Below are 20,261 nucleotides of genomic sequence, written 5' to 3'. Positions count from 1 at the left end.
GATATTCGCTGTCGTTGAAGAACATCTCCGACCAGTCCCCACCCATGCCGTCGCGGGTCAGGGCGCCGGCGCCGCCGAAGCGGACGCGCACGATCTTCGTCTTCATCTCCGTCTCCTTGGTTGGTCGCCACGAGGGTGGCGGGAGCACTGAGCGCCGGGCGCGCGCGGGAATGAAGCTATATCCGACGTATATTCATCGGCCCCTGCCGGCGCCCTTGGCCGCGGGCGTCTTCCGATCGCCGCATGCAAGAAACCCCGGCGGAGCCCCGCCGGGGTTTCAGGCACAGACCTGGGGCGATCGGGTCCGGCCCGATCGCCGGCAGGCTCTTCAGCCGGCGGGCGGCCGCTCGCTGTCGTTGGCCAGCACCTCGGTATACTGGCCGCCGATGCCGTCGCGGGTCAGCGCGCGGGCGCTGCCGAAGCTGACGCGGGTCAGGATGGTCGTCTTCATCTCGGTCTCCTCGGGTTTGATCGCCACGGATGTGGCCCGTCGAGGGAGCGCCCGGGGAGGGCGGCATGGAAGCTATATCTGACGGATATTCAGAGCATCAGCGGCCGGGCCCAGGCCGGCGCGCCGTGAGATCGCGGCGGCCCCTGGCAAGCCAGTCGTCGGCCGGATCCGACGCGAGGGCCTGATCGGAGATGCCGTCGAACAGGGCGGCTACGGCGCTGACAAGGCCGCGGGTCTCGAGGTCCGAAACGCGGTCGCCGATCGCCCTGTCCAGGTTCTGGACGGCGACGATGAGGACGGTGGCGAGCATATTGTCCGCGGCGTTCAGGGCGAACCGGGGCGAGCCGATCATGACAGCCAGCAGGACGGCGTGCGGGTCGCTCCCTGTCGCGTGGCCGAAACGATGGATGTGGTCGAGGTTGAGGCGCGTGGAGCCGGCTTCGAAGCGTTGGTAGGTCCTCAGCGAGATGTTCATCCCGGCCGCGACCTGCCGGCTGGACAGGCCTCGTGACTTGCGGACGAGTTTGACGGCGACCGAGAGCAGTTGACCGTCACGCAAAGACTCACCCGTACCTCGCGGCATCCGCAACCCCTTCCGGCGCCGATCGTGATGCGCGAATGCCGACCGATCAAGCTGCAACCTGACGGTGCGGCTGTTATCGCGAAGATGGCGACATAAAGTGGCGCGTCCTGACGCGGATCACGGCGCAGACGGCGACATTTTGAGACGCCCACGGATCGAATCGAACGCTTCGGCTGGCGGGATTCCGAGGCGTCGCCGATGCTTCCGGGGACTGACGGAGACGGACGTGACCCGTAGACGCGATCCCTTCATGCAGGCCCTGGAGAGCCTTCGCTCGCGCGCCGAGCAGGGTGTCTATGTGCCGGGCACGCCGGTCGTCATCATGGATGAAGCCCGCAGGTTGAACCTGTCGACCACGCCCGTGCGCGAAGCCCTGGTCTGGCTGTGCGGCTACGGTCTGGTCGAGCGCTCGCCCATGGGCGGGTTTCTGGCGCCGCGCCTTGATCCGGCCATCGTCCGCGACCGTTTCGCCTTCAGGCTCCAGTGCGTGCTCAACAGTCTGAGCCGGTCGGGCCATAGCCCGGCGCGCGAGCAGGGTCTGGGCGGGTCCGACCCCTCGGGCGCCGATCTCGCCGCACAGATGCTGAGAGCCGTGCGGGGCACGGGAAACGCCGCACTGACCGACGCCTATGGACGCGTCTGTCGCCAGTTGATCCAGCTGGTTCCGGCGGAGGCGCGGCTGTTCCCGGACCTCGCCGAGGAGGAGGCGAACGTCGTCCGGATGTTCGAGACCGCGGACGACGGCCTGCCGGACGCGCTCGGACACTACCACCGCCGCCGGATCGAAGCGGCGCCCTTGCTCATCCTTGAGGCCGAGGCGGCGCGGAGTACAACCGATGACCCCGGCTGAGGTGCGAGCCAAGCTGGTCGGACTCGTCCTCGGGGGAGCCGTAGGGCTCACGGCCGCGACCCAGGCCTTCGCCTGGAGCTACGCCTTCGCTCCGGCGCTCGGGCCGGCGTTTCGAACGCGGCACGTCGCCGTCTACCCGCCGTGGTCGATCCTCGTCTGGCGGCTCCGGTTCGGCGAGGAGGCGGGAGCGGTCACGGGGAGAACCTCGCCCCTGATCCTGATCGGCATGGTCGCCGGCCTGGGCGTGGCGTCCCTGACGACCGGAGGACAGACGGCGAGGGTCCGGGGCTGGGGCGGTCCAAGAGAGGCGCGGGCCGCGGGACTGACGGCGGAGGGCGGGGCCGTGATCGGCGAGCTCGACGGCCGCATCTTGGCCACCCTGGACCTGCGGCCCACCCTGGTGACGGGCGGGACCCGGAGCGGCAAGGGCAGGGGCCATGTGGTGCCCACGCTTCTCTCATGGGGCGGTAGTGCGCTCGTTCATGATCCAAAGGGAGAGCTGTGGCGCGAGACAGCCGGGTGGCGGAGCGGCTTCTCCCACGCCTTCTTCTTCAATCCCCGCGATCCGGCGTCGGCACGCTGGAATCCGCTGGCCGAGATCCAGCCCGGACCCGGCGAACTGGCGGGGGTTCAACGCCTGACAGCCGTCCTGTCCGATCCGGGCGGAGCCCGCGACGACGAGGCCATCTGGGACAGGGCCGCCTCCGAGATCCTCGAGGCCGTGATCCTGCATGTTCTGTATGCGGCGGCCGACGAGGATAAATCCCTCCTCAAGGTCCGGGAGCTGCTCGCCGATCTCGACGACGCCGCCGAGACGATGCTCAAGACGCTTCATACCGTCGACGCGGGCGGCAAGCCGGTCGTGCATCCGTTTATCCGTACGGCGGTGAAGGGTTATTCGGCCATGCACGACCGGTTCCGGACCTCGGTCCAGGGCACGGCCCGGTCCTATCTGAAATGGCTGGCGGGCGAGGATCTGGAGCGGGTGCTTTCGGCGTCCGACTTCAGCATGGGCGATCTCATGTGCGCCGGGGCGCCGGTGTCGCTCTACGTTCAGGTCGCGCCCGCCGACGCAAGCGCCCTGCGCCCGCTGATCCGACTGCTGTTCTACGCGGCCGCCCAGTCCCTGACGGCGCACGAGACGACCGACGCGCTGGGCGCCGCGAAGATGCATCGCCTGCTGATGGTGATGGACGAATTCCCGCTGCTCGGCCGGCTCGCCTTCTTCGAGAAGAGCCTGCGTCTGATGTCCGGCTTCGGCATAAAGGCGATGTTCGTCGCCCAGAGCCTCAATGACATCGTCGAGACCTATGGTCCGCACAACACCATCCTGGACAACTGCGCCGTCTACACCGCCTTCTCGGCGCTCGACCCGCTGACGCAGGACAAGGTCTCGAAACTGACGGGTACGGTGCTGGAGACGCGCGTCAGTCGAAGTTCTGCTGCCGGATTAGGGTCAGGACGAAGCTCGGTGTCCCGGTCCACGATCGAGCGGCCCCTGCTGGAGCCCGGCGAGATCCGGTCCCTGCCGGACGACCAGCAGCTGGTCTTCGTGGCGGGCCAGAAGCCGCTGCGGACGCGCAAGCTGAAATACGACCGACGTCAGCCGTTCAGGGACCGGGCGAAACTGCCGCCGCCCGATCAGGCGGTCCGGATAGATGGTCCTCCGACGCGACCGCATCTCTGGGCCGGAATCCGCGCCAGGGGCGAGGATCCGGAGGCGAGCCTCCCGTTGTTCAAGGAAGCCAGAGCCGCCATGGACGACAAGAAGGTGGCGGAGCTGATCGCCGAGACCTTCACCGACGCCACGCGTCAGATGGCCGCCCAGAAGGCGGTGTACGATCATCTTCAGGGAAAAATCGATGGCAAGGGCTAGCGCGCCGGCGAACCGGGTCCAGGTGTATCTGACCGACCAGAAGCTGTTCGCGGCGCTGAACCGGGAGGCGCGGGCGGCGCGCGTTCCGCTCAGTCAGGCGGCGGGGCAGGCGATCTCGCGCGGGCTGATGCGCAATCCGCGCGCCGATCCGGAAGATCGGATGCAGATGCTGGAGCGGTCGCTTCGGGATCACATGCGATCGACGGCGAGGGACATGCAGATCGTCCAGGAGTTGCTGATCGAGGTGGCTCGCGCCTTCTTCCTGCGGCTTCCTGATGTGATCGCGGACCAGGACCCGACGGTTCAGGCCGCGGTCGACATCCGGATAGAGCGTCTCCTCGACGCGACCGCCTCAAGGATCGTGGCGGGCAGCCGCGACCGGCGGTCCGATCCGGAGACGGGCGCGTCTTGACCCATCCCATCGTGGCCGAACGCAAGCTGGAGGCCCTGCGCCATGCCCTGGGGCCGGTTGTGCTGGAGGCGCTGCTCGAACCCGCCGTGGTGGAGATCATGGCCAATCCGGACGGGCGGGTGATCCTGGACCGGAGCGGGGAGGGGCGCAGGGATACGGGGACGATCCTTTCGGCCGAGGCGCGGGAGCGGTCGGTGCGGCTGATCGCCGACTACATGGGCGAGAGCGTCGCGCGCGAGACCCCTTGCCTCGCCGGCGTCCTGCCATCGACCGGTGAACGGTTCCAGGGGCTGATGCCGCCTCTGGTGGCGCAGGCCGCCTTCTCGATCCGGAAGCGGCCGGCGGTGATCTGGACGCTGGACGATTACGTCCGGGACGGGGTGATGACTCCTGGACAGGCGGAGGCCCTGCGGCTGGCAGGGACCGAGCGGCGCAACATCCTTATCTCCGGCGGAACGGGGTCAGGGAAAACGACCTTGGCGAACGCCGTGCTCGCCGATACGGCCTACGCACGGGACAGGGTGTTCCTGATTGAAGATACCTCCGAGTTGCAGTGTTCGGCCTGGGACGTGGTCGCTGTGCTGACCCGGCGCGAGCCGGCGCTCGGCGTCGCCGATCTGGTTCGGTCGGCGCTCCGGATGCGACCGGACCGGATCGTCGTCGGCGAAATGCGGGACGGTGCGGCGGCGCTGGAAACGCTGAAAAGCTGGAACACCGGCCATCCCGGCGGGCTGTCGACGATCCACGCCAACTCCGGGGCCGACGTACCGCGGCGGCTCGAGGATCTGATCCTGGAGGTGTCGCCCGTTCCGCCTCGCCGCATGATCGCCCAAGCCGTCGAGCGGATCGTCCATATCACCCGGACAGCCGAGGGGCGGCGCGTCGAAGGCGTGTCGGCGATCCTCGGGCTTGAGGGTGATCGGTACACCTTGGCGAAGCTGGCCTGAGCCTTGATCCAGTCCCGTTCGGACGGATCATCGCTGACCACTCATTAGCGAGACATAAGTGCATTATATGTCTCGCTTATGATTGCTCTGTGATCCGACGTCTCGGTAAGATGCCCAAGTGCTCGCTGTGCGCCAGGGATGAGACGGGCATGGCGAAGGCGTCGACTGCGATCGACCGGCGCCCTCGCCTGAGTCCCCGTCGACGGCCGGTGACCATTATCGCCAAAGCCACGCGAAGAAGTGGATCCGGGATCAGTCGAGAATGTGAGCGTCGCCGCTCTCGCGTGACGGCGGTGTGCACAGGCGGCCTGTCTTACCCGGCGACCTGATCGAGCTCTAGCCAGACGGCGTTTTTGGCTCCAAGATCCTTCAGCATGGTCTTGAGGCTGTCCCGGTCGCCGAATGGACCAGGAGGCGTTTTTCGGCGGTCACCGATCTTGCATTCGAGCACGAGGTCGAAGAAGGCCGTTGAATCCATTGAGGCTGACACCCGCCTATCGACGTCGGTGGAGCGGATCACGCCGATGCCGGTCTTCCGGTAGAGCCATACGACGGATTCCTTTTTGGTCACGAGCCTCATACGCCGGCATTGCTCTCCCAGCTCGGTCCAGTCGCACCCTCGTTCTCGCTTGGCCTGGACCAGGACGCCCTTGGATGTCCGGTTTCCAGCTGCATCTTCGACGGAGAGGGCGAAGTAGAAATCCGTCCCGAGCGGCTTCTCAAGGCTTTTGCGCCCATGGGAGGTGATGGTCTCGGTGATCACCCGCACGCGGTAACCGCCGAGGCGTCGACCGTTGAAACGATCTTCGAGACGCTGTCCGATGCGGGACGTGATGTCTGGCTCTTCGACCAAGCCCTTCATGCGTTCGCGGACGAGATCATCCAGGGCCTTGGCGATGCTTCGTGAAACCTGAGCCCTGGCTTGCAAGTCTTCAATCATTTCGCTCACTCATCCGCGCGCCAGCGCTCAAGGTTCCGTCACAAGGGGTGCGAGGCGGCGGGGCCTAACTACGGTTCTGCTCGAGCAGCATGGGGAAGGGCAGGGCTTCCTTCCCCGTGATGAAAGCTGTGCCGTTGTTCGATTGTTTCACCACCCAGTGATAGGACCCATAGGTGTCGCCAGAGAGAATGAACGGCGGCAGCCACATGATCTGAATGTCGCCGTCGCCCTCCCATCCGGCGCGTTTGAAGCGGTCGGTCACCGCAGCGATCCAGGCTTCGGGGTTTTTGGGTGCGAAATGCTCGAAGTGTGCGAAGAACACGTCCGGAGACTGCAGGAAGTTCAAGTCGTCCAGGTGCTGATACTGATACACGCGGTAGCGTTCGACTTCGGTCACATCGACGAAAAGCATGGGTGTCTCCTTTAGGCGGACCCGGGAAGGGTCAGTCGCCCTTGTTCATTTGATTGATGGTGTCGAGAAGTCCGCGTGCGGCCTCGCGGTCTTTCTCCGAAGGTAGTGCCGTGGTCGGCGCCGACCCCAGGGTTCGTCCCAGCGCGAGCGTTCCATAGTCCCGTATCTTGATGACTCCGGTCGTCGGCGCTGCGCCCCAGCCGCTGATTTTCCGGTCTGTCAACCAGAACGGCGGGGGAGGCCTCTGGTCCACCTGCTGGTTCGTGAGATTGTCGAGGCGCTCCATGATGAGGAACCGGCCCGTCCGGCTGATGGCGAGGACGTGCCCGAACAGGGCCTGGACGGACTCGTTCTCAAGGGACCGGAATACGATGAACTCCGTCCAATTCGCCTCATGGGATTTGAGGCTCTCCTTGATGATCCAGCCCGGGTGGCCCTTGACCTCGTACGCAGCCCGGAAGTTGCCCGGGGAACCGACGGGGGCGCCTTTCAAAGCCTCGAATGACTCGTCTCGCTCGAAGTCTTCGATCATTGCAACCTCTTGTATGACGCCTCTTGGCGACACGCGCGACGCCGGACGGCGGAGGCGCGTCGCCTGTGGATGTGGGATTCAGCCGAAGCGCTGGCGCCCCCGCCACAAAGCACAGCTTTACAGCTAGCTGCAACTGTGTCTCCCTACCCGTAAGTTGTGCGGGGGCGAGCATGAACTGGACTTGGATCAGGCCGTTCGGCCTGCTTGCAGCCTTGGCTGCGGTCTCGGCCATGGCGCCGGCGCCGACATCGCCGCCGGTTAATCCAGGGGCGCAAGCAGGAGCCAGCGGGGAGATCAAGTGCTCGCGCCTGGCGGACAACAAGCGCTCGACCTGGAACCCGCAGGCGAACCGGGTCACCCTCGACTATCGTACCGATCTGCCGACGACGGCCCCGGCCACTTCAAGGCCTTGGCTTGGTTCGTACGAGACCGACTGGCAAGCCTATATGGCGTCGGTCCTCGCCGAAGTCCGAGCCTCGGGCGCGGACATCAGCGGGGGGCGAGTGAGGATGCCGCGGTCCGCGTCGTGGTGGGCCGCGCCCTGGATGGACTACGATACATCCGGTCGCGAGTACCTGAATGGACTGACCAAGGAACGCGGGCCTGACGCCGGCGACATCGGTCCCAACTCTCGCAAGGGCCCACAGGTCTGGGCGGTGGGATTTTATAATGCGGAGGGCGCGAGCGCCCTGCGCCAGGTCTATACGGATGCTTGCAATCCGACGGTTCCGGCCGATTGGGGGTTCGCCACCGGATCAATCAGTTTCAAATTTCTCTTCACAGACGCGACGGCGAAGGACGCGCCCTATCTGGACGGCGCGCCGGAGATCGACGGTGCGATCGACGCCCCGGGGTCGTCTTCGGCTCGCCTGCCTGTTGTTCGTCGCACCGTCCAGAAACTGCGCCTGATCCAGATGGACATCGCGGTCCGCGATCCGGCCAGCCCGACCGGCTGGGTCTTCGGCACCTACATCTGGAAAGGACGGCCAGGGCAGGGCGCCTTCGAAGGTCTTGTCCCGGTCGGCCTTCAATGGGGCAATGACCCGGGCAAGACGGCCGATCCGCTCGGTGGCTTCATCGACGCCAGGGAGACCCGTCTCAACGACGATCTGGCTGGCCACGTCTGGCAGGGGGCGGACGAGGTCTGGCCTCAGAGGCCTTTCCCGGGCTTCCAGGGCCGCCTCAACGGCCCTGCGGACAATCGGGTGTCGTCCTGTCTGTCCTGCCACGCCCTCGCCCAGTGGCCCAGATCGACCAACGGCCTCCTGACACGAACGCCCTGGGAGACGCTCGAACGTAGTCCGGAGGCGAGACGGGCTCTCGTGAGCGACTATATGCGGAACACCCGGAGCGGCGAGCTGGCTTTCCCTGACGAGGCCCGGAGTCGTCCGGGCTGGGGCGGCGCGCGGCCGCTCGACTATGCCCTTCAGGTCGAGTCCGGCATGTCCCGTCTCTGTTCGGCCTGTAAGCAGGGCGATCTCCCCGGCGCGACGCCAGCTGTCTGTCGCATCGAAGGGGCTCCCGCCTTCGCCTATGTACCGGAAGCCACCTGTCCGCGGGCCAGGAACGCCTTGTTCAAACTCTTCTCGAGACGGGACGAAACGCCTCTGGCGCGGCAATGATCAGAGCTCGACCCGGTGTTCGACGACGGTCCAGTTTGAGCCGTCGTAGACCAGTCTGACGTCCCCCCGGTCGGCGGCCGGACCGCCGGCGACAGGACAGATCAGGTCAAGAAAGTCCCTGACCTTGGCTTCCAGGGGGCGGCTGGTGAACAGAAGCTTCAGGCGACTGTCCTCTCGCGCCAGCGCGATGAACTTGGCGAAGGCCTCGGAAGGGCGATGCTTGTCATCCACCGCGTGCGACAGCAGGAGATAGGCGTCCTCGGTTTGATCGGCGAAGCCGGCCGCGACGAGGCATCGGTAGAAGTGGGCGTTGTGACCGCCGTGATGCGCCACCTGCACGACGTCGAGCCTTTTGATGCAGTCGAGGAGCCGCTGGTGGTACGGCGCGCGCGGCCTGGACGGTTTGAAATCGACGAAGCCGGCGTCCCCTGTGACGAGGATCGCCTGCTCCGCGTGATCAAAGCGCGTGACATAGCTAAGCTGGTTGCTGGGGGTGACGCCCTCCAGCGGCAGGTTCGCCTTCGTCAGCATCGCGCTGTATGAGCCCACGGGCAACCGGTCACGATGTTTGGCGACCAGGCCGTCCGACGGACCCAGCAGGGTGAGGACAGGCCCGTCTGATCGATCCCGATCGCTCGGGATGAAGCGCCGCCGGGAGGCTTTCCACACGAAACGGCGGGGCTCGCCGTCCGGGATGGTGGCGAACCGCATGTCGAAGCCGCGTGCGGTCAGGGCTTCCACGACGTCAAAGAGATGCACGGCGGTGATCGCGGCCTTGGCCTCGCTCTTGCGGATCAGCGCCAGCGACCGGTTGGCGGCCAGGTCGAACTCCTCATCCGTGAAGTAGACCCTGTCGCGATCGACCTGCACCACGTCCATGAGGTCGAGGCGGTCCAGCGCCTTCAGGCTCCCCAGCTGGACCGGACGACTGTCGAGGTCCTGCACATCCTCGTCGGCGTGGCAGGCGTCGCCGTCCGTCCCGGTCTTGTCTCCGCTGTCCTTCAGGTGCGCCTTGAACCAGGCGAGGGCGGGACCCTTCTTCAGTCGACCGGCGTCACTGAAAATGGACGCCGACGGCGGGAAAGGACTTTTTGTCTCCGGGGCCCGACCGGCCTTCCAGACAGAGTTGAGGATGGATCCGCGGACCTCGCTTGTCTCACGCTCCATCATCTCCAGCCGCTCGATCAAATCCGCCTTTTGGCGGAGATAGTCGTTGAGCACTCGCCGCTTGCCGGGCTTGGCGAACTGCATGGCGAGATAGTCGCCGTCGCGGTTTCGACTGCCCGACACGAGCCCGGCCGTGTCATTGGCGACGGGCGGAAGCCAGGCCTCTCCGATCGTGATGCGTTTGTCACGGATGATCGGCGGCAGGCCGATGAGGTGGTCGCCGTCATAGTGGGTGCCGATCAGAAGATCGATATGCAGTGTCCCGCCCGACTTGAAGCTCTCGACCGCGTCGGGGAGCTTGGTGAGAACCTTGTCGGAGGAATAGCCGGTGACTCCGCCATCGGCGAGGACCGTCACCGGGCCGGTTTCGGTCTCGAACTGCAAGAGAAGCGCCGCACCGAGGCTGACCTCGAACATGTCGACCTGGATCATCACGGCTCCCCTCGATCGACGCTGGATAGACGGCGGCGCCGGAGGATGCAATCTCAGGTGGGACCACATCGGCCCGGCGTCCGCCATACCCTGGCCGCCGGGTTTGGAAGCCTGGATCGACGTGGCCGGCGTGCGTCAAGGACGCTTCTCTGATCATCGTCCTTGATAAGTTCAATCCTGACCAACTTGGATCTTGCGGCGGGCGGCGAGTCCGCTAGACTGGCTGTTCACGAAATGATCTGGGCGCGAGTCGCGCCGGAGTAGGTGCTGTGCGCGCGATCGATCTATACGCCGGTATCGGAGGCTGGAGCCTCGGCTTGCGCCTGGCGGGCGTCGAGGTGGTCGCGTCCTACGAGTGGTGGCAGCCGGCGATCGATACGCATAACGGCAATCATGGCGGCGACCTCGTGACGACCGATGTGAGAGGGCTCCGAATGGAGACCTTGCCGACCGGAATCGATCTGGTCGTGGGCAGCCCGCCTTGCACCGAATTCTCGTATGCGAACCGGGGCGGGAGCGGTGATCTCGCGGAAGGCCTCAAGGACCTCGTGAGGTTTTTCGAGGTGGTCGAGCATGTGAGGCCGACCTGGTGGGCGATGGAGAACGTGCCTCGGGTGGCGGATTACATGCGTCAGGGGTTTGCGGATCCCAAGCACGCACTTTATCGGTTCCGCAACCTCAAGCCGCTGATCGAGGTCGTGGATTTCTCGGACTATGGCGCCGCCCAGGCGCGTCGACGCTGTATCGTATCCAACATTCCTCTGGCCCTGATCGACGCCTACAAGCCGATGCTGCCTCGGCGCACGCTCGGGGACGTCGTCCAGGCGCTCAACGCGGACGGTCCGGTGATCACCGATCCGATCTGGGGCGGGACGGTCGACGCCGACCAGCTCACAGAGATGGAGACCGAGCCGGCGCTGGTCGGCGAGGAGCTGCGTATGAACCGGGACGCCAAGGTTCACCATGCGGTCTACAACAACATGTCCTTTCCCGATCGTCTGGGAGAGCCGTCGCGGACCGTGACGGCGACCTGCACCCGGGTCTCGCGGGAGAGCATCGTCATCGAAGCGCCGAAGGCGCCAGGGTCCTACCGACGACTGACCATCAGGGAGCGAGCCAGTCTGCAGGGCTTTCCGATCAACTACCAATTCTACGCCCGCTCATTCGCGGAGAAGGCGAAGATGGTCGGCAACGCCATCCCGCCCACCTTCACCTATCTGCTGGCCTCGGCCGCCCGCGGCGTAGACGCCAGGACGTTCGGCGGCCTGACGACGGGCCCGGGAACCTTGCCTCTGCCCAAGGCCCTTCCCAAGCCGACCCCGCCGGAAAAGGCCGGGCGGAGCTATCCGGAAGACCGCTCGTTCAGGGCCGCAATCCCCGGGCTCAGGTTCAAGAGCGGGATGAGGTTCGAACTTTCGAACGGCTCGCGCCGCTCCGCCCCGGACTGGAAGGTTCGCTTCTTCTTCGGCGCGTCCAAGGACGTGCGTGAGGTCGAGCTGGACGGCGATGTCCTGGCCGAGCTTCGGGAGACGCTGCTTTCCCACCCGGCGTTCGACGAGGCCTGGAAGGCGCTGGACAATGCGGATCGCCGACTGGCCGATGCGAACGCCGCCACCCTTCAGGCCGCCTGGTCGCACAGGGGAGACGGTCACGATCCCTATGATGTCGTGGACACCCTCGCGGAAGTCGCCGCGGCCTTCATGGACGGGATCAATTTGTGGTCGGAGGAGGGGACGAACGCGGCCCTGGCGGAGATTTACGTCCTGAACGTCGCGGCGGGCGATGATGAACCGTCCAGGACTCCCGGCGGAGCGAAGCTGTGTCGCAACGCCAAGGCGATCCTGGCGGGCCTGATCGTGGGCGACTGGTTCAACGTCGGTCGGTTCGCCGCGGTACGAAATAAGAAAGCCGCCTAGGCGGCGATTCCGAAGATCACCAGCGGAACCGGCGGCACGCCTCGCCCGCCACGCATGAGATTGTGCAGTTCCTTCTCGTAGCATGACGGGCCGGATGACATTTCGGCCTGGAGGGACTTCATGGGAAGGATTTCAACTCCGACGTCGATCTTGCCGGCGACGTAGAAGGCCAGGTGCTTCACGAAGAGGTCGTAGGCGACGAAAGCGTATTTTCCGAACTGGACCTCGACGGCGACCCGGTCCTTGACGAAGTCGGTCTGGTTGTAGGAGCGGATGGGTTCGAACCCGGCGTCGCGGATCACGGCCAGCTGGTCCTCAACGGAAAGGTCGATGATCCGCCGGTTCGTATCGGCGTCTTCACAGACGAAATAATCGGTCCGAACAGACCGCCAGGCGCCCGCGCAGGCGGCGAACCCTCTCTCCATGGCCTCATTCATCGCCTTTGGCGAGTAGAGGGTCCGACCTAACTTGGTCTTCTCCAGCGATTCCTTGGTCCGGCAGGCTTCGGCGTCCACGTCGGTGATCACCTGCCGCAATTCGCCCAGCAGAAGCGGTTGCCGGGCTTCCAGGAACTCAAGGCCGTTCAAGTGGGAATAGGTTTTGACGATTTGCACGCAATGTCCTCGGCCCCCGCGCAAGCCTGCGACTCACGCTAGGTACCGGCGACACTACGGGATTGTGAGCGATGTTCGAGGCGTTGATCCAGCGGGGCTATCAGGTGGAGTTCCACTCCCATGCCCGCGCCATCCTCGCCGCCGACTTTCCCGGTGCGGGTGAAGAGCTTGAGCAGGCGCTGCTCGCGGCGACTATTCCCATTGAGGAGATCATCGCTGGCGGGGGCGGCGAGGCGAAGGGCACCCAGCGTCTGCGCAACGCCCTGAATGCTTTGGGCTGGCCCAAGACCGAATTCGTCGTCGAGCGCATCGTCAACGGAGTACGCCGCGAGAGCCAGTCCCACATCGTCGATCATGTCCGTCAGATGGAGGGCGGTGAACGGGTGGCGCTTGAGATTGAATGGAACAACAAGGACCCGTTCTTTGATCGCGATCTCGAGAACTTCAAACGGCTGCACGCTGACGGGGCGATCTCGATCGGCGTCGTGGTGACCCGGGGCAGGTCCTTGCATGAGGGCATGCGGGGTCTGGTCCGGCGCTTTCTCGACGAGCGCGAGATCGAGGCCTTCGCGGATATGGAGGAGTGGGGCTACGAGCCGACCTCGCGTCAGAAGAAGGCGATCATGAAGCGGGTGACTCGCAAGAGGAACCCGCTGACGTTCCGCGAAGCGTTCACGGCGCAATTCGTCTCCGACAAGTTCGGCGAGGCCACGACGCATTGGCGCAAGCTCGAGGACCGGATGCAGCGGGGCGTGGGCAATCCCTGTCCGATGGTGCTGATCGGACTGCCCAACACCATCGTCACCTTCCACGAGGGCAAGGCGGCCCTGGCCGAGGTCGTGGCCGCCCAAGCGGCCGCCGAAGAGGACGACGAGGTCTGAGCCTCCGCCCAGGCGGGCTTGGCTGGGCGAACTCCGTATCAACTCGCCTCGTTTGCGGACCAGCGTCTCACTCGGGCTTCACCTTTCGTGATCAGATCGTCGACGAAGCCAGGCGGAGGGTTGGGCAGCAGCCGGTCGCCGAAGCGATCGATATCGAAGCGGCTGAAGACAGCTTCTGTTAGAGCTTGGGCGTCGTCGGCGGGCCACCAGGATTGAAGGGCGTCTCCGAGAGAAGGCCAACCTTCACGAGGTTCGGGACCCAACAGGGCGCGACCGATATTTGTAGAGCGCCGACGGGACGGGCGCGAAGCCGTGGAAAACGCGTCGACCGCCATCTTAGAGCCTGCGCGGCCCGAGATTGACCTTCATCCGCGCTTCCGGCACGACCTCGTAGGTCCGGCCGGCCTCGCGGGCCTTGTGGAAGGCCTCGCGAACATCGTCCGGAATACGCGAATCTCGCATTCTCACCTCGATCCAATCCATGAACCGGACCCATCCAACCAGGGCGTCCACGGTTTCCGGCTCGCTGAAGGTCGAGCCGCCATAGAATATCCGGGCGAGGCGATCGATATGCGCCCCGCCCTGGTTCACCAGGGCGCTCCGCATTGCGGTCGTCCAGTCCGCCCTCAGCATGAGAAGCAGCGGATACTGGTCGGCGATCGCTCCCAGCAATACACCCTCATCCAGGGCGCGGGCCCACGACTGGGTCGCCTGGCGCACCTCGTTCTCGATCTGGGTCGCATCTACGAACCAGCCGGCGCCGCCGTCATGTCTGGCCCCCAAGGCCCCATGGACAAACAATTGCTGGTGGAGCCAGCGCGCCGTCAGGGAACGGTCACCGGCGCGCCGCAGCGTTTGATGAATGGTCAGCGCCTTGTTCCTCAGATCGGGCCGACGCCGGACGGCGTTCAGCAGCATCCTCGACAGGGCGTCGGCGAGATCGCGCTTGAGTCCGAAATGGATATCCTCAGTGGGGCCGTCTTCGTCGAGGAACCGGGAAACGCCGGTCCAGAAGCCGAGGTCGTTCTCACCGGCGCGGGCCGGATAGAGGGCGTCGAGCCGATCCATTAGCGGGCCGACCGCGTCGTCGCTGATCGCCTTTTGAAAATGAGCCTGCACAGCCTCGGCTGGGAGGGTGAGCAGGGTCTCCGCCGACTCGCGATCGCTTTCTCCGGGAAGGGCCCCGAGGCGAAGCGCCGTCAGCAGGTTTCGACGAAGGCCGACGGCGTCGGAGGGCAGATCATCGGTCGAGACCTGACCGCTGAGCGCGGGGAACAGTCTGACCAGAAGGCGCTGCGCGGCCTCATCGCCTTCGGCCATGCTCGTCGCCGCCGCCGGTTGTCGTTGCGCCCGTCGGGCGTTCTCCCCGAAGCTCAGCGGATCGACCACATAGCCCTCGGGATTTCGCCGGATCAGCTCGACAGTGCGGGGCGTCTTTACGGTCAAGGCGGCCAGGCCGAGCACATCGGCGAGATCGACCTCTTGCAGCAGCATGCCCGCGAGGGCGTGATAGGCCCCGACCATCCGTTTGATGTCTCGCGGGGTCGAGGCCAGGTCCGGCACGATCACCTCGATGATCCGATCATGATCGCCGGGGCGCAGGTCCTCGGTCTTGACGCCCAGAAGCTGGTGGACCCTGGTGATCTCGATGCGGATCAGCTGAACAAGCTCGGCTGGCAGAAGGATGGGCAGGGGGATCGGCAGTTGGACGATCTTCTCAAGGTAGGATCGACCGCGTCCGTGAGGATCGTTTGGCGCGCCGGCGAGCGCTTCGGCCACCCGCTGCGCGTCATAGGCCAGAAGGTAGGAGATATTCGGGAAGTCTGCGACCGACCGGATCAACTGGGCCATGGTTCGAACCTCGCCGTCCTCGACGCGATCCAGCTCATCGATGAGAACCACAACGGGCGCCTTGACCTTCTCCATGGCCGTGACGACCGCCTTGCGCGCAGCGGCGAGAGAGCCGTCCTTTCGGGTCAGACGGGCCGCGCCCGACGCGGCGCCCTTCAAGAGCTTGCCCCAGCCGGGCAAGACCAGGTCCACGGCCGGAGCAAGATGCCCGGCGTAACCGTCGATCGCGCTGGCCACCTCGCTGAGGGCGTCCGATCCGGACTTCTTCAGATTGAAGGCGGCCGCGAGTTCGTGGAGGAAGGCGGCGATGAGATCGTCACGACCCGAGATCAGCCACGGATCGAAACGGACGACGACGGTATTCGCCTGACGGCGACGCAGCTCGGACTCCACCAAATTCAGGATGGAGGATTTGCCGCTTCCCCATGAACCGGTGATCCCGATAACCACGCCTGTGGCGCGCTGTGTCGCCGGGGCTACAAGCGCGTCTGCTACGCGTCCGACAAAGCCGCGCCGCTCAAGACGGTCTTCCGCCGCGGTCTCGATAGGGCGCTCGACCTGTCCGAGGGGGATATCCATGACGCCTCTTCAACCGTGAATGGCTGCAACTCGCCGTCGTTCGTCCGCACTGTCAAGCTGACAGAAGGGACGTTTCGACGCTGGGTTCCGGGCCGCGGCGGCCACATCGAAGAGCCTCGCGGGGTCAATCAGCGCACTGATGTGAAAAAGAGGCTCATCAGGTCGAAGATGGCGAGGTGAGGGCGGGTCGACCGGCTCGCTTCGCGCCTATTGGTACGCATTGTGGCGACTTTGTCGGAAGGCGTCTCTCGCGGGGATAGCAAAGAGTTGCCGCAAGTCGTTCAAGGGTCAAAACGAGTTGTATTCTTGGTGCGGCAAAGTCCGCCTTTAGAAGTCGTAGTGACACTTACAAAAGTCATCAGTAACTCTCAAAAATTTATTAGCCATAAGCTGTTGACATTCTGTGGATGGATGCGCTTGCAATGAGTCGAAGCGCGGCGGACCGCGCTGAAACGAGGGGTTTCAGATGCAAGCGAGACTTGGGCGCCGCCTGTTCGGCGCGACGATGACGTGCGGCCTGATGCTGGCCGGGCCGGTTCTGGCCGGCGGGTCGGGCATGCCCTGGGAAGGGCCGCTCCAGCAGGTGGTGGAATCCATCACCGGGCCGGTGGTCCAAGCCGCGGCCGTGGTGGCGGTCGTTCTGTTCGGGGCGGGGATCGCCATGAGCGAGAACGGCTCGTCCATGCGGCGCGGGCTGGGCATCATGTTCGGCCTGTCGATCGCCTTCGCCGCCTCGACCTTCTTCCTGGACTTCTTTGGCTTCGCCGGCGGGGCGGAGATCGCCTGATGACTGACTCCGCGATGGAACGTCGGGAGGGCTACGACCTGCCGGTCGCCCAGGCTTTGGCGGAGCCGGTCCTGATGGCGGGCATGCCGCGGGACTATGCGATCGCCATGGGGACGATCGCCGTGGTGCTGGGCCTGGCGCTGCGGATTTGGTGGCTGGGGCTTCTGTGGTGGGCGGTCGCCCATGCGATCGGCCTGTGGGCGGCGCGGTCGGACCGGCGCTTCTTCGACGTGCTGCGGCGTCATCTGGCGCTGCCCGGGCATCTGGACGCCTGAGATGCGTTTTCTCGACGAATACCGGAGGACGCCGTCGTGTCTGGCGGACCACCTGCCCTGGGCGGCCCTGGTGGCGCCGGGCGTGGTGCTCAACAAGGACGGGTCCTTCCTGACCGCCTTCCGCTTTCGCGGGCCGGATCTGGAGTCCTCGACCGAGGACGAGTTGATGGCCGTGCGGGCGCGGCTGAACAACGCCCTGAAACGGCTCGGGACGGGCTGGTGCGTCCACATGGAGGCGCGCCGTCGACCCGCCTCGCCCTATCCGGAGAGCGCGTTCGATCTCGAGGCGGCCTGGCTGCTGGACGTCGAACGGCGCGAGCGGTTCGAGGCGGCGGATCCGGCGTTCGAGACGGACTATCGCCTGAGCCTGACCTGGCTGCCGCCCGCCGACGATACGCGCCGGATGGAACGGTGGCTGTTCAACGGACGCGAGACGGGCGCGCGTGACTGGTCGCTGTCGCTCCAGGCTTTCGGGCGGGAGGCGGGGAAGGTCGAGGACCTGCTCGCCGACGCCCTGCCGGAGATCGAGCGCCTGGACGACGACGCCCTGCTGACCTGGCTGCACGACTGCATCTCGACGCGGGCCTTCGCGGTGCGGACGCCGGAGACGCCGATGTTCCTCGACGCCTTACTGGCGGACGACGACCTGACCGGCGGGGTGGAGCCGCGGCTGGGCGGCGAGTTCCTCAAGGTGGTCTCGGTCCGCGGCCTGCCGTCGGCGACGCGGCCGGGACTGCTGGATGCGCTGGGGACCTTGCCGTTCGAGTACCGCTGGACGGCGCGCTGGCTGGGTCTCGACAAGGTCGAGGCCGAGACGGAGATCGTCAGGCTGCGCAAGCGCTGGTTCGCCAAGCGCAAGGGGGTCGGCGCCCTGCTGCGCGAGGCCGTCACCCGGGAGGAGGTCCCCCTCATCGACACCGACGCCGCCTCCAAGGCGGAGGAGTGCGACGGCGCGTTGGCAGCCTTGGGGGCCGAGGCCTGCGCCTTCGGCTATCTGACGATGACCGTCACGGTGCTGGACAAGACCGAGGCGGGGGCGGCGGCCAGGGCGAGGGTGATCGAGGGCGCGCTGAACGCCCAGGGGCTGGTGGCGCGGGTCGAGGATCTGAATGCGGTCGAGGCCTGGCTCGGGTCGCTGCCGGGCGAGGGCTACGCCGATATTCGGCGGCCTCTGGTCTCCACGCTGAACCTGGCCGACCTCCTGCCGGTCTCGGCGGTCTGGGCCGGACCGGCGGGGGACGCCTGCCTGGGTGGGCCGCCTTTGGCCACGGCCCGGACCACGGGCTCGACGCCGTTCCGCATGGCGCTGTACGTCGGCGATGTAGGGCACGCCATGGTGGTCGGGCCGACGGGTTCGGGCAAGAGCGCCCTGCTGTCCTTCCTGGCCTTGCAGTGGTTCCGCTATCCCGACGCGCGGGTGGTCTTCTTCGACAAGGGACGCTCGGCGCGGGCGGCGACGCTCGCCGTCGGCGGACGCTGGCGGGCGCTGGAGCCGGGCGCGCGCTTCTCCCTGCAGCCTCTGGCGCGGATCGACCGCGAGACCGAGCGGGCCTGGGCGGCGGAATGGCTCTGCGAAGCCGTGCGGCTGGCCGGTCTGGAGCCGGTACCGCGCGTGCGGGAAGAAATCTGGGCGGCCCTGTCGGGTCTGGCCGAGGCGCCGGTCGAACAGAGGACCCTGACCCTGTTCTGCGCCCTGGTGCAGCACAGGGCGGTGGCGGCCGCGCTCGAGCCGCTGACGCTGAAGGGCCCGCACGGCGCCCTGCTCGACGGAGAGGCGGAGACGCTTGAGCCGTCTCGCTTCGACACCTTCGAACTGGAAAGCCTGATGGCCGCGCCCTCGGCTGTGGCGCCGGTGCTCTCGGCCCTGTTCCATGAGCTGGAGCTGGGGTTCGACGGGCGACCGACGCTGCTGGTGCTGGACGAGGCCTGGTTGTTCCTCGGCGAGACGGGGTTCGCGGCGCGGATCCGGGAGTGGCTCAAGACCCTGCGCAAGAAGCGTGTGGCGGTGGTGTTCGCCACCCAGAGCCTCGACGACGTGGTTTCCTCGTCGATCGCCTCGACCCTGATCGAGAGCTGCCCGACCCAGGTCTTCCTGCCCAATCCGCGGGCGCTGGAGCCGGGATCGGCGGATCTCTACCGGATCTTCGGCCTCAACCGGCGGCAGCTGGAGCTGATCGCCTTCGCCACGCCCAAGCGCGCCTACTACTGGCGCCAGCCGCGGGGCCGCAGGCTCATCGACCTGCGTCTGACCGGCGTGGCCCTGGCCCTGTGCGGCTCCGGGTCTCCCGAGGACCAGGCCCTCATCGACGCCATCCTGGAGACGACGCCTGACGGGGGCTTCGCCCGTCAATTCCTCAAAGCCAAGGGAGTGCAGAATGTCGATCCCGTCTTTGACGCCTTCGTTCCGGCGATCGCCGCGGAGCAGGAGCCTGCGGGTCATCGCCGCCGGGCTGCTGATCCTGGGTCTGGCGAGCGCCCCGACGCCCGCACCGGCCCAGCAGGTGGTGTTCGATCCGAGAAACCATCTCGAGAACGCCCTACAGGCGGCGCGCCAGCTTGAGAGCCTGGCCAATGAGGCGCGCAGCCTGGCGGCCTCGCCCTACAGCCATCTGAGCGGGACCAGCCAGAGCCTCAGGGACATGGCCGAGCTGGCGCGAACGGCGCGGGGCGCGGCGACCACGGTCAGCGGTCTGGAGCGGCAGTTCCGCAGCCTCTACCCCGAGGACGTGTCGGGCGCCGATGTTCTGGAGTTGATCGAGCAGGGCCAGGCGCGGACCGTCCACGCCCGCCGCACGGCGGAGGACGTCGCCCGCGCCGCCGCCGAGCTGGAACGGCTGGGAGAGGGTCGGGACCGGCGGCTCTCGGGCGCGCTGTCTGCGAGCGAGTCGGCGACTGGCCAGACGGCGGCGATCCAGTCGACCAACCAGCTGCTGGCGGTGCTCGCCGAGGATCTGGCGGCCCTGCGCACCATCACCCTCGCCCAGTCGCGTCTGCTGGCGGACGCCGCCGCGCGGGAGGCCGCGCAGCAGGCCTCGGGAGAGGCCGGCCGGCGTCAGCGCTGGCGCGGGCGTGCGTCCGCGCCCGCAGCGCCGCGGTTCGACCCGCTCTCCCACGCGCGGGACTGAGGGAGGATC

19 protein-coding genes are annotated in these 20,261 nt (G+C 66.4%); 11 read left to right on the top strand and 8 right to left on the bottom strand.

Annotation, left to right across the window (positions count from 1 at the left end; translation table 11 throughout):
* Window positions 1–328: 328 nt before the first annotated feature.
* Together ACIQC9_RS06695 and ACIQC9_RS06690 are read right to left on the bottom strand one after the other, a co-directional pair.
* A complete protein-coding gene (locus tag ACIQC9_RS06695; protein WP_400613715.1) occupies window positions 329–451 on the bottom strand; it encodes a hypothetical protein in 123 nt (40 codons plus the stop codon).
* A gap of 97 nt (window positions 452–548) precedes the next feature.
* Window positions 549–1,010: a helix-turn-helix domain-containing protein gene (locus ACIQC9_RS06690; protein WP_400613712.1), complete on the bottom strand. Its 462-nt coding sequence runs from the start codon at window positions 1,008–1,010 to the stop codon at window positions 549–551.
* Between the two features lie 250 nt (window positions 1,011–1,260).
* Here ACIQC9_RS06690 and ACIQC9_RS06685 point away from each other — a divergent pair, with 250 nt between their 5' ends.
* From ACIQC9_RS06685 to trbB, 4 genes are read left to right on the top strand one after another with little or no spacing between them, the layout of a single operon-like run.
* Window positions 1,261–1,884 carry a hypothetical protein gene (locus tag ACIQC9_RS06685; protein WP_400613710.1) on the top strand — a complete coding sequence of 208 codons (624 nt, stop codon included), beginning with the start codon at window positions 1,261–1,263 and terminating at the stop codon, window positions 1,882–1,884.
* Window positions 1,871–3,760: a type IV secretory system conjugative DNA transfer family protein gene (locus tag ACIQC9_RS06680; protein ID WP_400613708.1), complete on the top strand. Its 1,890-nt coding sequence runs from the start codon at window positions 1,871–1,873 to the stop codon at window positions 3,758–3,760. Before ACIQC9_RS06685 ends, ACIQC9_RS06680 begins: the two co-directional genes overlap by 14 nt.
* Window positions 3,747–4,172 carry a hypothetical protein gene (locus tag ACIQC9_RS06675; RefSeq protein ID WP_400613706.1) on the top strand — a complete coding sequence of 142 codons (426 nt, stop codon included), beginning with the start codon at window positions 3,747–3,749 and terminating at the stop codon, window positions 4,170–4,172. Before ACIQC9_RS06680 ends, ACIQC9_RS06675 begins: the two co-directional genes overlap by 14 nt.
* Window positions 4,169–5,119: a P-type conjugative transfer ATPase TrbB gene (gene trbB, locus ACIQC9_RS06670; RefSeq protein WP_400613704.1), complete on the top strand. Its 951-nt coding sequence runs from the start codon at window positions 4,169–4,171 to the stop codon at window positions 5,117–5,119. Before ACIQC9_RS06675 ends, trbB begins: the two co-directional genes overlap by 4 nt.
* 313 nt (window positions 5,120–5,432) lie before the next feature.
* On the opposite strand, the gene ACIQC9_RS06665 is transcribed toward trbB, so the two are convergent.
* The 3 genes from ACIQC9_RS06665 to ACIQC9_RS06655 all read right to left on the bottom strand — a co-directional run bounded on the left by ACIQC9_RS06665 (window position 5,433) and on the right by ACIQC9_RS06655 (window position 7,003).
* Entirely contained in the window at window positions 5,433–6,059 is a 627-nt protein-coding gene (locus tag ACIQC9_RS06665) for a hypothetical protein (RefSeq protein WP_400613702.1), read from the bottom strand.
* Window positions 6,060–6,123: 64 nt separating this feature from the next.
* Complete coding sequence (locus tag ACIQC9_RS06660) at window positions 6,124–6,471, bottom strand: hypothetical protein (protein WP_400613699.1); 348 nt, start codon at window positions 6,469–6,471, stop codon at window positions 6,124–6,126.
* Window positions 6,472–6,502: 31 nt separating this feature from the next.
* Window positions 6,503–7,003 (bottom strand): hypothetical protein, encoded by a 501-nt coding sequence (locus tag ACIQC9_RS06655; RefSeq protein ID WP_400613697.1) that lies wholly within the window; start codon window positions 7,001–7,003, stop codon window positions 6,503–6,505.
* A 170-nt stretch (window positions 7,004–7,173) separates the two neighbouring features.
* Between ACIQC9_RS06655 and ACIQC9_RS06650 the strand changes: the two genes are divergently transcribed.
* Entirely contained in the window at window positions 7,174–8,625 is a 1,452-nt protein-coding gene (locus ACIQC9_RS06650) for a hypothetical protein (RefSeq protein WP_400613695.1), read from the top strand.
* Here the strand turns inward: ACIQC9_RS06650 and ACIQC9_RS06645 are convergent, their stop codons facing one another.
* Window positions 8,626–10,224, bottom strand: coding sequence for a hypothetical protein (locus tag ACIQC9_RS06645; RefSeq protein ID WP_400613693.1), 1,599 nt, complete (start codon window positions 10,222–10,224; stop codon window positions 8,626–8,628).
* Between the two features lie 269 nt (window positions 10,225–10,493).
* Between ACIQC9_RS06645 and ACIQC9_RS06640 the strand changes: the two genes are divergently transcribed.
* Window positions 10,494–12,140, top strand: coding sequence for a DNA cytosine methyltransferase (locus ACIQC9_RS06640; RefSeq protein ID WP_400613691.1), 1,647 nt, complete (start codon window positions 10,494–10,496; stop codon window positions 12,138–12,140).
* On the opposite strand, the gene ACIQC9_RS06635 is transcribed toward ACIQC9_RS06640, so the two are convergent.
* Window positions 12,137–12,754, bottom strand: coding sequence for a BglII/BstYI family type II restriction endonuclease (locus ACIQC9_RS06635; protein WP_400613689.1), 618 nt, complete (start codon window positions 12,752–12,754; stop codon window positions 12,137–12,139). The two genes, ACIQC9_RS06640 and ACIQC9_RS06635, sit on opposite strands and share 4 nt — an antisense overlap.
* Before the next feature lie 71 nt (window positions 12,755–12,825).
* Between ACIQC9_RS06635 and ACIQC9_RS06630 the strand changes: the two genes are divergently transcribed.
* Complete coding sequence (locus ACIQC9_RS06630) at window positions 12,826–13,635, top strand: BglII/BstYI family type II restriction endonuclease (protein ID WP_400613687.1); 810 nt, start codon at window positions 12,826–12,828, stop codon at window positions 13,633–13,635.
* A gap of 336 nt (window positions 13,636–13,971) precedes the next feature.
* On the opposite strand, the gene ACIQC9_RS06625 is transcribed toward ACIQC9_RS06630, so the two are convergent.
* Complete coding sequence (locus ACIQC9_RS06625; protein WP_400613684.1) at window positions 13,972–16,065, bottom strand: P-loop NTPase fold protein; 2,094 nt, start codon at window positions 16,063–16,065, stop codon at window positions 13,972–13,974.
* A 466-nt stretch (window positions 16,066–16,531) separates the two neighbouring features.
* On the opposite strand from ACIQC9_RS06625, the gene ACIQC9_RS06620 reads away from it, so the two are divergent.
* From ACIQC9_RS06620 to ACIQC9_RS06605, 4 genes are read left to right on the top strand one after another with little or no spacing between them, the layout of a single operon-like run.
* The gene (locus ACIQC9_RS06620; protein WP_400613681.1) at window positions 16,532–16,852 is read left to right on the top strand and encodes a TrbC/VirB2 family protein; all 321 of its coding nucleotides are present in this window, start codon (window positions 16,532–16,534) and stop codon (window positions 16,850–16,852) included.
* A complete protein-coding gene (locus tag ACIQC9_RS06615; protein ID WP_400613679.1) occupies window positions 16,852–17,127 on the top strand; it encodes a VirB3 family type IV secretion system protein in 276 nt (91 codons plus the stop codon). The genes ACIQC9_RS06620 and ACIQC9_RS06615 overlap by 1 nt, the downstream gene beginning before the upstream one ends.
* A gap of 1 nt (window position 17,128) precedes the next feature.
* Window positions 17,129–19,687 (top strand): conjugal transfer protein TrbE, encoded by a 2,559-nt coding sequence (gene trbE, locus ACIQC9_RS06610; RefSeq protein ID WP_400613677.1) that lies wholly within the window; start codon window positions 17,129–17,131, stop codon window positions 19,685–19,687.
* On the top strand, window positions 19,632–20,252 hold the full coding sequence (locus ACIQC9_RS06605; RefSeq protein WP_400613675.1) for a conjugal transfer protein TrbJ: 621 nt from the start codon (window positions 19,632–19,634) through the stop codon (window positions 20,250–20,252). Before trbE ends, ACIQC9_RS06605 begins: the two co-directional genes overlap by 56 nt.
* Window positions 20,253–20,261 lie beyond the last annotated feature (9 nt).

Source organism: Brevundimonas sp. NPDC092305, assembly GCF_044755415.1.
GTDB lineage: Bacteria > Pseudomonadota > Alphaproteobacteria > Caulobacterales > Caulobacteraceae > Brevundimonas.
The sequence above is the reverse complement of the archived record's forward strand: the minus strand, read 5'-3'. Positions and strand labels throughout refer to the sequence as shown.